6 protein-coding genes and 3 rRNA genes are annotated in these 12411 nt (G+C 61.3%); 4 read left to right on the top strand and 5 right to left on the bottom strand.

Features of this window, described 5'->3' with window-relative positions; genetic code table 11:
* Positions 1-201 precede the first annotated feature (201 nt).
* Both ACQPW1_RS23450 and ACQPW1_RS23445 read left to right on the top strand, forming a co-directional pair.
* Positions 202-978: an SDR family NAD(P)-dependent oxidoreductase gene (locus ACQPW1_RS23450; RefSeq protein ID WP_433664848.1), complete on the top strand. Its 777-nt coding sequence runs from the start codon at positions 202-204 to the stop codon at positions 976-978.
* 11 nt (positions 979-989) lie between these two features.
* Positions 990-2207, top strand: coding sequence for an alpha-hydroxy acid oxidase (locus tag ACQPW1_RS23445; RefSeq protein ID WP_433665313.1), 1218 nt, complete (start codon positions 990-992; stop codon positions 2205-2207).
* 2 nt (positions 2208-2209) lie between these two features.
* On the opposite strand, the gene ACQPW1_RS23440 is transcribed toward ACQPW1_RS23445, so the two are convergent.
* Positions 2210-3277, bottom strand: a complete 1068-nt coding sequence (locus ACQPW1_RS23440; protein ID WP_433664847.1) for an NAD(P)H-dependent amine dehydrogenase family protein — start codon at positions 3275-3277, stop codon at positions 2210-2212.
* Between the two features lies 1 nt (position 3278).
* A complete protein-coding gene (locus ACQPW1_RS23435; protein ID WP_433664846.1) occupies positions 3279-4070 on the bottom strand; it encodes an SDR family oxidoreductase in 792 nt (263 codons plus the stop codon).
* 129 nt (positions 4071-4199) lie between these two features.
* Between ACQPW1_RS23435 and ACQPW1_RS23430 the strand changes: the two genes are divergently transcribed.
* Positions 4200-5078, top strand: a complete 879-nt coding sequence (locus ACQPW1_RS23430) for a helix-turn-helix domain-containing protein (protein ID WP_433664845.1) — start codon at positions 4200-4202, stop codon at positions 5076-5078.
* 207 nt (positions 5079-5285) lie between these two features.
* Complete coding sequence (locus tag ACQPW1_RS23425) at positions 5286-6581, top strand: DUF2786 domain-containing protein (RefSeq protein WP_433664844.1); 1296 nt, start codon at positions 5286-5288, stop codon at positions 6579-6581.
* A 97-nt stretch (positions 6582-6678) separates the two neighbouring features.
* Here ACQPW1_RS23425 and rrf read toward each other — a convergent pair.
* From rrf to ACQPW1_RS23410, 3 genes are all read right to left on the bottom strand, one after another.
* Positions 6679-6795 (bottom strand): 5S ribosomal RNA (rrf, locus tag ACQPW1_RS23420).
* Positions 6796-7026: 231 nt separating this feature from the next.
* Positions 7027-10162: ribosomal RNA gene (locus ACQPW1_RS23415) — 23S ribosomal RNA — on the bottom strand.
* 348 nt (positions 10163-10510) lie between these two features.
* Positions 10511-12027 (bottom strand): 16S ribosomal RNA (locus ACQPW1_RS23410).
* The 16S, 23S and 5S rRNA genes sit together here, the layout of an rRNA operon.
* Between the last annotated feature and the right edge of the window lie 384 nt (positions 12028-12411).

Raw genomic sequence — 12411 nt, 5'->3', positions numbered from 1 at the left:
GTTCCAGATAGTGATCTGGGTCACGACTATACATCGGATGTCTGTCTGCGCAATGGTTGATGGAGGATTCGTCAATCCTGGTTGCGCAGTGGCAATCTGGCTCGAGCGCTGCCGATCGGTGTTATGTTCGCCAGAGTCAAACATCGGACCTGTCCGGCGGCGCGCTCGCGCACCGGAACTGAGGGGAGAAGGTGGGTCGGTATGTCGTCACAGGGCACGTTCGACGGACTGGTGGCGGTGGTCACCGGGGGTGCGTCCGGCATCGGGAAGGCGATCACCGAGACGTTCGCAGGCGCGGGCGCGCGGGTTGCGGTGCTCGATCTGAACCCTGGTGACACGTCAGGGGTGGCGTTGCGCTGCGATGTCGCGGATGACGAATCCGTTCGCCGGGCGATTGCGGGAGTCGTCGACACCTTCGGGCGGATCGACATTCTCGTCAACAATGCGGGCATCGGCGCGCAGGGGACTATCGCGGACCACACCGATGACGAATGGCGGCGGGTGTTCGAGGTCAATGTCTTCGGCACGGTGCGGGTTTCCCGTGCCGCGCTCCCCCAGCTCCGGCGGTCGCCCGCCGCCGCGATCGTGAACATCTGCTCGATCGCGGCCACCACCGGGCTGCCGGACCGCGCCGTCTACAGCGCGAGCAAGGGCGCGATCCTCTCGCTCACCCGCGCCATGGCGGCCGACCACCTTGCGGACGGTATTCGGGTGAACTGCGTCAATCCCGGAACCGTCGATACGCCGTGGGTGCAGCGGCTGCTGGCGGCCAGTGCGGATCCCGACGCGGAAATGGCCGCGTTGCAGGCGCGTCAACCGCATGGGCGGTTGGTCACGACCGAGGAAGTCGCCAGCGCTGTCGCGTACCTGGCCGGTCCCGCGGCGGCGTCCATTACCGCGACGATGCTGGAGGTCGACGGCGGTATGCATTCCCTGCGGTTGCGTGCCGCGGCGCAGGTGGCCGGGGCGGCCCGGTGACCGCGCGCAGGATGCCACGCCCCCGAGAACTCGCCCCGCTGGTCAAGTTCCAGCGCCCGTTCGGTGGCCGAGAGCGCAAACTTGCTCGCGCCCAGACGATCTGGGAGCTGCGCGAGTTGGCCCGTAAGCGCACGCCGAAGGTCGCGTTCGACTACACCGATGGTGCGGCGGATGCGGAGATCAGTCTCGATCGGGCGCGGGAAGCATTCTCCGACATCGAGTTCCGGCCCGCGATCCTGCGTGACGTCGCTACCACCGATACCTCGGTGCAGGTGCTCGGCAAGACCGCCGCGCTGCCGTTCGGTATCGCGCCCACCGGGTTCACCAGGATGATGCACACGGCGGGTGAGCTGGCGGGGGCGCGGGCGGCCGAACGCGCGGGGATTCCGTTCACGTTGTCCACCATGGGGACCACGGCGATCGAGGATGTCGCGGCAGGCACGGGGCCTAACGCCCGCAATTGGTTTCAGCTCTATATGTGGGCCGACCGTGATCGTTCGATGGGGCTGGTCGAGCGTGCCGCGAAGGCGGGATTCGACACCCTGGTCGTCACGGTCGATGTGCCGGTGGCGGGTGCCCGGTTGCGCGATGTGCGCAACGGCATGACGGTGCCGCCGTCGATCACTATGACCGGCGCGTTCGATGCTTTGCGCAGGCCCTGGTGGTGGTGGGACTTTCTCACGACCGAGCCGTTGGCGTTCGCTTCGCTGGATCGTTGGTCAGGAACCGTGGCCGAACTGCTCGACTCCATGTTCGACCCGACCGTCGGCTTCGACGATCTCGCCTGGATCAGGGAGAACTGGCCTGGGCAGATTCTGGTGAAGGGTGTGCAGACCGTCGACGACGCGAAGCGCCTGGCCGGGCTCGGCGTCGACGGCATCGTGCTGTCGAATCATGGTGGGCGGCAACTCGATCGCGCGCCCGTGCCACTGCACCTCCTGCCGTCCGTGGTGCGCGAGGTGGGCGACGACATGGAGATCCACCTCGACACCGGCATCATGCACGGTGCCGACATTGTCGCCGCCCTCGCCCTCGGCGCGCGGTTCACCCTCGTCGGGCGGGCCTACCTGTACGGATTGATGGCTGGCGGTGAGGCCGGTGTCGACCGCACGATCGACATCCTCCGCACCCAGATCGTCCGGACCATGCGGCTGCTCGGCGTCGGCTCGGTCGAGGAACTCGAACCGGCGCACGTGCGGTTGCTCGAGCGGTATCGAGCTCGCGAATAGGTTTACCGCTGTGCGGGATTGGTGATCAGCGGTAGATCCAAGGCGGTCAGGATCCCTGGGGGTGCCTGGACTACGGCGGGGACGGCGTTGACGATGCGCATGGCGGTGGCAAGCAGGGTGGCGTGGTTGTGGTCGCCGTTGCGGCTCGAGGTCACCAGATCCATGGCGTAGCTGGGTTCGCCGGTGATTTCGACGCGGTAGGAGCCCTCGTGGTTGGCGGGTTGTGGCCAGTCAGGGCAGAGGTCGGGGTGTAGGCGGGTGACGTGTTCCAGGGCCGTGACGGGGGTGTCGCCGACCATGCCGCGTACCTCGAAACGCAGTGCGGCGGCAGTGCCCTCGGCGATGTGGCCGGTGGCGATGTCGAAGGAGTGGGTGGCCGGGATCCGCTGGTAGGTCTCGGTGACCGCGTCGAGGGTGACACCGATGCCCGCGGCGAGTTGGCGGACGGTGCCGCCCCAGGCCAGGGACAGCACGCCGGGTTGGAGCAGCATCGGGATGTCGTCGAGGGGTTTGCCGAATCCCATGATGTCGAACATGACTTCGCGGTTGTCGTAGCTGGCGTAGTCGACGATCTCGATGCAGCGGAGCTCGTCGATGCGCAGGCAGGTGCCGGCGAGTGCAAGCGGGAGTAGGTCGTTGGCGAAACCGGGGTCGATGCCGTTGACCCACAGTGACGAATTGCCCTGCACCGCAGCTTCTTGCACCGGCTTCAGTAGCTCGTCCGGCAAGACGCCGTAGGGGTATTGGAAGAACACCGGGGCGCAGGCGACGACATTGATTCCGGCGCTGAGAATCCGTTGCAGGTCGCCGATGGCTTCCATCAAGCGGTTGTCGGTCATCGAACAGTAGACGACGCAGTCGGGCTTTGCGGCGAGGATTGCGTCAGTGTCCGTTGTCGCGGCTATGCCAACCGGATGATCAAGCCCGGCAATGGTTCCCGCGTCCATCCCGTCCTTCTTCGGGCCCGAGACCCACACGCCTGAAAGCTCTAAATCGGGGTTGGCGATGACACCGGCCAGGGCGTGCCGACCGACATTGCCTGTGCCCCACTGCACTACGCGATACGTCATGTCACAGATCCTGAATCGGGAGGTCGAGGTTGGGGGTGATCAAACCGCCGTCCGGCTCGAGCACCTTGCCGGTGAGGTACTTGCCCGCCGGGGAAACGAGGTAGAGGGCTGCTGCGGCGATGTCTTCGGGGTCACCGATTCGGTGCAGCGGCGTCTTGGTTTCCAATTGGGTCCGCATCGCGTCGTTGCTCGCGACGATCTCCAAGGCGGAGGTCAGGATCGAACCGGGGGCGATGGCGTTCACCCGGATGCGCGGGTTCAGGTCCAGCGCGGCCAGTTTGGTGTAGTGCGCCAGCGCCGCCTTGGCGGTGCCGTAGGCGGCGAAGGCGCGGCCGGGTAACCGGCCCATGGTCGAGGTGATGTTGAGAATCGAACCGCCACCGGCGGTTTCGAGGATGCGGGGCACCGCGGCGCGGACGAGGGCGTGCGCGTTGGTGACGTTGAAGTTGAACGCGTCCACGAGGGCCTGCGGCGTGGTGTCGAGCAGTGGGCACGGCATGGCGCCACCGACGTTGTTGACCACGATGTCCAGCCGGCCGAAGCGTTGCACCGCTATCTCGGCGAGTGCCGCCGTGGCCTCGATGTCACTCAGGTCCGCGGGAACCACGTGGGCCTGGCGACCTACCGCGGTCACCTGCTCGGCCACCTCGTCCAACTGGCTCTTGGTGCGGGCCGCGATGACAACGTCCGCGCCCGCCTCCGCGAAGGCCACCGCTATCGCCGCACCCAGACCACGACCCGCGCCGGTCACGATGGCGACCTGCCCGTCTATGCGGAACCGATCCAGAATCATGCGCGCTCCATCCATGCCGTACGCAACCCACACCAGCTCAGACCACTAGTGTCGAATACTCGACAGTCAATGCACTAATATTCGACACATAGTAGGTTGCCTGCCCGAGCAGAAACAAGGGGTTCCGTCATGCCGGACCGATCAGCGTCGCCGCCGACGCGCCGCGTCGTGGACATCGTTTCGCTGCTCGCGACGTCGACGGAACCGGTCAGTGTCGCGGGGATGGCCGAGCGCCTCGGTATCGCCCGCGCCACTGCGACCGCGATCCTCACGGAGCTCGACGCGGCGGGGTGGGTCGGCCGGGACGCGCACCGCGGTTACGTAATCGGGCCTGCCCTGGCCGGATTGAACGGTGCCGCGCTCCCCCATGGTGTCGGCGCGATCCTGGCGACACTCGCCGCGCGGACCGGATCCGGTGCGACGTTCAGTCGTATCGAGCCGGATCGTCTCACCGTTCTCGATGTCCGGCACGGCACCGATCGTGTTGTGCCGGGAATCCCTGTCGGACATCGCATTCCGTTGCAGTTCCCGGCCGGTGCGAGCGTGATGCCGTGGCGTTCGGCGAGTGAGCAGAATGCTTGGGTATCGACCGCTGCCGGTGCGGATCGTCGGACTGCGGGCACGTTGCTGGCCCTCGTTCGGGACCGCGGGGTCGCGGTGTTCCGGCCGCGGGCCGATGATGCGGGCATGGTCGATCTGCTGGCTGATCTGCTCGGCGCGGTGGGAACCGAGCTGCTGCAACCGCACCTGCGCACGCGCGTGCTGCGGCAGCTTGCCGCACTCACGTCGCGGCCGTTCACCAAAGACGAATTGGATTCCGACGAGGCGCTTCCGTTGAGCTACCTTGCGGCCCCGGTTTTCGATGCGACCGGTACCGCCGCGTACGAGGTTCAGCTCGGCCCGCTCCGCGCAGAAGCATCCAAACCTGAACGTGAAGAGTACATTTCGGCGACGTTGGACGCTGCTCGTCAGTTGACGGCGGCACTTTCTGTTGCGACGCACCGCTGATCGGGCCGATGCCCGCCAGCGCTGTTGAACTGTGCCGTCGATCGGTACCTCCGCGGCCCCGGAGTGCCTGATCTTCCCGTAGCCCGCGGGTTCTCCGCCATGCAGTCGGACTTTGCGGCTTGGGCGTCCACACCCGCGCGACAGTGCTGTCGGTGCGTTGCCTATCGTTGCGGGGACGTCGAGACCACGAACAAGGGGGTGGCGAACATGGGCAAACAGAACCGTCGGCGACGTACAGGCCGCCGCCCGGAGACCGGTTCGTCCGGCAGCTCCAACTTCTGGTCTGCGCAGCAGGCGCCTGCGGACGCGGAGCAGATCGCGAACGCTTTGATGGCTGCCGCGATGGAGTCCGCGCAAGGCGCTTCGGCCGCGGCGGGACAGCGTGCCGCCGCGCTGGCCGGCCGTGATCCGCTGACGTCGCAGCTGGAGCAAGGCGCGCACCTCGCGAGTCAGCACATCATTACCCGGGTCTTCCAGAACGGGTGGCTGCCCGAGGACATCCATCAGGCCGCACGGCGACATCTCGACGAGTATGCGATCACGCTGCTGATCGACGTAATCGCCTCGTACATGGAGCCTTTCGCTACCGCACCGGTCGATGAGACCTGGCGCGCGCAGGTCACCGAGCTCGATGCCGTTGTCTGGTGGTCGGAGTCGGCGCCGCACCTCGGCCAGTGGGCGACGAAGCACCTGTTGACTCCGGTCGAGGCGCTCACGACTGTGGTTCAGGCGCTGGCGTTGCTGATTCGGCTGTCGCGGTTGGAACTCATCCGGCCGCTCCCCGGCACCGCGCAATCAACGACCTCAGCGCACCACCATGTCGATGAGAAGATACTCAGCCGAGTCAGAGGGTTGCTGGCGAAGGCCGAGTCGACCTCGTTTCCGGAGGAGGCCGAGACTCTGTCGGCGAAGGCACAAGAGCTGATGACCAAATACGCGGTGGATCGCGTGCTGGTCGATGCGGACACCTCGGTGCCCGATCTTCCTGGTGCGAGCCGGATCTGGTTGGACACGCCGTATGTCGATGCCAAGGCGCTGCTGGTCGACGTGGTCACTAAAGCGAACCGCTGCCGGGCGATCTTCTCGGCGTGGGGGTTCATGACCATCGTCGGGGATGAAGGGGATCTGGAGGTCGTCGAGCTGTTGACGACGTCGCTGCTGGTGCAGGCGACCGGGGCGATGATTGCGAGTGGTAATCAGGCTGAGCGCAGTGCGGACTCGCGGAGTCGTTCGTATCGCAAGTCGTTCCTCATTGCCTATGCCACGCGGATCGGTGAGCGGTTGGCGGTGGCGAATGAGAACACCATCGCGAAATCGGCTGATTCCGAACGGTTGCTGCCGGTGCTTGCTTCGCATCAGCTGAAGGTGGATCAGGCATTCGACACTCTGTTCCCGGAGGTGCGGAACCGCGGCGTATCCATCCCTAACGCCAATGGTTGGGATGATGGGCGTGCCGCCGCCGATAACGCCGAACTCGGAGCGCGGTGGCCTATTCGGAAGTAGTTCTGCCGCTGTGCAACTCGGCATCGGGTTGATTCTCGGCAACTGTCCTTGAACGCAAGAAGACCCCCAACAATGTTGGGGGTCTTCTGCAATGATGTTCCGGCGGTGTCCTACTCTCCCACACCCTGTCGAGTGCAGTACCATCGGCGCTGGCAGGCTTAGCTTCCGGGTTCGGAATGGGACCGGGCGTTTCCCTGCCGCTATGGCCGCCGTAACTCTATGAAACTGTCACACTCCGTGCCCCAGGTTCACCAGGGAGGAATCTTCAGGGGCCTGCGGCCCCTGAAACCCCACCAGCGAGACAGAACCTCCAGGAAGTAAACCCTGAAATCCTGCCAATCCGGTAAGTGTTCAAAGGCGCAAGCCTCTGAAACTCTCACTCCGAACCCGTGAACACGGATCGTGTGTTGTTTCAGATACTGCACAGTGGACGCGTAGCTTCTTTGTTGGTAAGTCCTCGGCCGATTAGTACCAGTCACCTACACCCGTTACCGAGCTTCCAGTTCTGGCCTATCAACCCCATGGTCTGTGGGGGGCCTTAACCACTCAAAGGTGGTGAGAAACCTCATCTTGGAACAGGCTTCCCGCTTAGATGCTTTCAGCGGTTATCCCTTCCGAACGTAGCTAACCAGCAGTGCTCCTGGCGGAACAACTGGCACACCAGAGGTTCGTCCGTCCCGGTCCTCTCGTACTAGGGACAGCCTTCCTCAAGTTTCTGACGCGCGCGGCGGATAGAGACCGAACTGTCTCACGACGTTCTAAACCCAGCTCGCGTGCCGCTTTAATGGGCGAACAGCCCAACCCTTGGGACCTACTCCAGCCCCAGGATGCGACGAGCCGACATCGAGGTGCCAAACCATCCCGTCGATATGGACTCTTGGGGAAGATCAGCCTGTTATCCCCGGGGTACCTTTTATCCGTTGAGCGACACCGCTTCCACTTGCCGGTGCCGGATCACTAGTCCCGACTTTCGTCCCTGCTCGAGCTGTCGCTCTCACAGTCAAGCTCCCTTGTGCACTTGCACTCAACACCTGATTGCCAACCAGGCTGAGGGAACCTTTGGGCGCCTCCGTTACATTTTAGGAGGCAACCGCCCCAGTTAAACTACCCACCAGGCACTGTCCCTGAACCAGATCATGGTCCGAGGTTAGAAGTCCAATACGATCAGAGTGGTATTTCAACGATGACTCCACAAACACTGGCGTGCCCGCTTCACAGTCTCCCACCTATCCTACACAAACCGTACCGAACACCAATACCAAGCTATAGTGAAGGTCCCGGGGTCTTTTCGTCCTGCCGCGCGTAACGAGCATCTTTACTCGTAATGCAATTTCGCCGAGTCTGTGGTTGAGACAGCTGAGAAGTCGTTACGCCATTCGTGCAGGTCGGAACTTACCCGACAAGGAATTTCGCTACCTTAGGATGGTTATAGTTACCACCGCCGTTTACCGGGGCTTAAATTCTCAGCTTCGCGCCGAAGCGCTAACCGGTCCTCTTAACCTTCCGGCACCGGGCAGGCGTCAGTCCGTATACATCGTCTTACGACTTCGCACGGACCTGTGTTTTTAGTAAACAGTCGCTTCTCACTGGTCTCTGCGACCTCGCCCAGCTCAGGAAGTAAATTCCGTCACCAAACCAGGTCCCCCTTCTCCCGAAGTTACGGGGGCATTTTGCCGAGTTCCTTAACCACAGTTCTCTCGATCGCCTTAGTATTCTCTACCTGACCACCTGTGTCGGTTTGGGGTACGGGCCGTGTACCAACTCACTAGAGGCTTTTCTCGGCAGCATAGGATCACTGAATTCGCCTCAATCGGCTACGCATCACCTCTCAGGCTACATGCGGTGCGGATTTGCCTACACCACGCCCTACAGGCTTACACCAGTACAACCACTGACTGGCCCAGCTACCTTCCTGCGTCACCCCATCGCTTGACTACTACCAGCCAGGGTCATGTGCATCCCTCCACTCGAGACCCGAAGGTCTTCTCGGAAGTTCAGGACACTTAGCACAACTGATTCATCATGGGCGCGGATACACGGGTACGGGAATATCAACCCGTTGTCCATCGACTACGCCTGTCGGCCTCGCCTTAGGTCCCGACTCACCCTGGGCGGATTAACCTGGCCCAGGAACCCTTGGTCATTCGGCGGACGAGTTTCTCACTCGTCTTTCGCTACTCATGCCTGCATTCTCACTCCCATAGCCTCCACAACTAGGTCACCCTGCTGCTTCCATGGCTATAGGACGCTCCCCTACCCATCCACACCGCTGCACACACCCCCGTAAGGATGTGCGGACGTATTGTGTGAATGCCGCGGCTTCGGCGGTGTACTTGAGCCCCGCTACATTGTCGGCGCAAAATCACTTGACCAGTGAGCTATTACGCACTCTTTCAAGGGTGGCTGCTTCTAAGCCAACCTCCTGGTTGTCTTCGCGACTTCACATCCTTTTCCACTTAGTACACGCTTAGGGGCCTTAGCCGGCGATCTGGGCTGTTTCCCTCTCGACTACGAAGCTTATCCCCCGCAGTCTCACTGCCACGCTCTCACACACCGGCATTCGGAGTTTGGCTGATTTCGGTAAGCTTGTAGGCCCCCTAGACCATCCAGTAGCTCTACCTCCGGCGTGAAACACGTGACGCTGCACCTAAATGCATTTCGGGGAGAACCAGCTATCACGGAGTTTGATTGGCCTTTCACCCCTACCCACAGCTCATCCCCTCAGTTTTCAACCTAAGTGGGTTCGGGCCTCCACGACGTCTTACCGTCGCTTCACCCTGGCCATGGGTAGATCACTCCGCTTCGGGTCTAGAACATGCGACTCTGGTCGCCCTATTCGGACTCGCTTTCGCTACGGCTACCCCACACGGGTTAACCTCGCCACATGCCACTAACTCGCAGGCTCATTCTTCAAAAGGCACGCCATCACCCACAGCCGACCAAACGACTCGCAGGCTTTGACGGATTGTAAGCGCACGGTTTCAGGTACTATTTCACTCCCCTCCCGGGGTACTTTTCACCTTTCCCTCACGGTACTAGTCCGCTATCGGTCACCAGGGAGTATTCAGGCTTACCGGGTGGTCCCGGCAGATTCACAGCAGATTTCACGGGCCCGCTGCTACTCGGGTACTCACTACAAGAGCCGCTGAGTTTTCGTCTACGGGATTCTCACCCTCTACGACAGGCCGTTCCAGACCACTTCGACTAACACAACGGTTTCTGACTCTCGCCAGGCTCGGCAGAACCTGGAAAGTGAGCCCCACTACCCCGTCTAGACAACCCCTGCCGGGTATCACATCTAAACGGTTTAGCCTCTTCCGCTTTCGCTCGCCACTACTCACGGAATCACTATTGTTTTCTCTTCCTGTGGGTACTGAGATGTTTCACTTCCCCACGTTCCCTCCACACACCCTATATATTCAGATGCGGGTAACACGACATCACTCGTGCTGGGTTTCCCCATTCGGAAATCCTCGGATCTCAGCTCGGTTGACAGCTCCCCGAGGCTTATCGCAGCCTCCTACGTCCTTCATCGGCTCCTGGTGCCAAGGCATCCACCGTACGCTCTTAAACACTTACTAACAAAGATGCTCGCGTCCACTGTGCAGTTCTCAAACAACACACAAAACCGAGCTTCGATCACCACCATGCCCACCAACCCCTCTCCGAAGAGAGAAGCCGATGCGGTCTGCGTGACCACTCGGTCTTGTCGTTATCTTCGCCTAGAGAGTCACTTGCGTGTTCTCTCAGGACCCAACAGTGTGTCGATATATCCCCCACGGGGCCAGTCACTGAGGACCGGCCACTATGTGAGAAAGCTTGTCAGCGTTCCACCCATGAGCGTCCGCAGTCCCACGAATGGGGACACAAACGGTCTCTGCCACAACCACATTCACCTACGTGAAGCGTCGTGGAGATGTGCTCCTTAGAAAGGAGGTGATCCAGCCGCACCTTCCGGTACGGCTACCTTGTTACGACTTCGTCCCAATCGCCAATCCCACCTTCGACGGCTCCCTCCCACAAGGGGTTAGGCCACCGGCTTCGGGTGTTACCGACTTTCATGACGTGACGGGCGGTGTGTACAAGGCCCGGGAACGTATTCACCGCAGCGTTGCTGATCTGCGATTACTAGCGACTCCAACTTCACGGGGTCGAGTTGCAGACCCCGATCCGAACTGAGACCAGCTTTAAGGGATTCGCTCCACCTCGCGGTCTCGCAGCCCTCTGTACTGGCCATTGTAGCATGTGTGAAGCCCTGGACATAAGGGGCATGATGACTTGACGTCGTCCCCACCTTCCTCCGAGTTGACCCCGGCAGTCTCTCACGAGTCCCCGCCATTACGCGCTGGCAACATAAGATAAGGGTTGCGCTCGTTGCGGGACTTAACCCAACATCTCACGACACGAGCTGACGACAGCCATGCACCACCTGTACACCGACCACAAGGGGGCCTACATCTCTGCAGGTTTCCGGTGTATGTCAAACCCAGGTAAGGTTCTTCGCGTTGCATCGAATTAATCCACATGCTCCGCCGCTTGTGCGGGCCCCCGTCAATTTCTTTGAGTTTTAGCCTTGCGGCCGTACTCCCCAGGCGGGGTACTTAATGCGTTAGCTACGGCACGGATCCCGTGGAAGGAAACCCACACCTAGTACCCACCGTTTACGGCATGGACTACCAGGGTATCTAATCCTGTTTGCTACCCATGCTTTCGCTTCTCAGCGTCAGTTACTTCCCAGAGACCCGCCTTCGCCACCGGTGTTCCTCCTGATATCTGCGCATTTCACCGCTACACCAGGAATTCCAGTCTCCCCTGAAGTACTCTAGTCTGCCCGTATCGCCTGCAAGCTTAAGGTTGAGCCCCAAGTTTTCACAGAAGACGCGACAGACCGCCTACAAGCTCTTTACGCCCAGTAATTCCGGACAACGCTCGCACCCTACGTATTACCGCGGCTGCTGGCACGTAGTTGGCCGGTGCTTCTTCTACAGGTACCGTCACTTGCGCTTCGTCCCTGTCGAAAGGAGTTTACAACCCGAAGGCCGTCATCCTCCACGCGGCGTCGCTGCATCAGGCTTTCGCCCATTGTGCAATATTCCCCACTGCTGCCTCCCGTAGGAGTCTGGGCCGTGTCTCAGTCCCAGTGTGGCCGGTCACCCTCTCAGGTCGGCTACCCGTCGTCGCCTTGGTGAGCCGTTACCTCACCAACAAGCTGATAGGCCGCGGGCCCATCTCGCACCGATAAATCTTTCCACCAACCAGCATGCACTGGAAGGTCATATCCGGTATTAGACCCAGTTTCCCAGGCTTATCCCGAAGTGCGAGGCAGATCACCCACGTGTTACTCACCCGTTCGCCGCTCGTGTACCCGAAGGCCTTACCGCTCGACTTGCATGTGTTAAGCACGCCGCCAGCGTTCGTCCTGAGCCAGAATCAAACTCTCCGTTGAAGACTCTTGACTTACCCCGAAGGGCTAATCAGAAGAATAACTAGAGTCCGAAAACCTAGCAAAACAAAACGCCAGCAAAAAGATTTGCTGACTAAATGTCCGACCTCGTCAACCGGGGGGTATGAGAGGCCGGAACCAATTAAATAATTGGCACTGACATTCATCGACACACTATTGAGTTCTCAAAGAACACACGCACAAACCACCTAGCGGGCTTGGCCCGGTCGGTCGGTGAGGCAACTTTTCAAGCTTAGCGTAACCATGAACCCGACGTGAAATCGGGGTACCGGTCAAGCTAGTGTGAGCGTCAGGCGCTCCTCGTACTACCTCGTTTCCCGGTCCATCCGCTCAGCGTTTCCGCTGGGCTTCTCGGCTCCGGGTCGG

Source organism: Nocardia sp. CA-128927, assembly GCF_050955855.1.
In the GTDB taxonomy this organism is placed as follows: domain Bacteria; phylum Actinomycetota; class Actinomycetes; order Mycobacteriales; family Mycobacteriaceae; genus Nocardia.
This window is presented reverse-complemented; position numbering and strand designations above follow the sequence as displayed.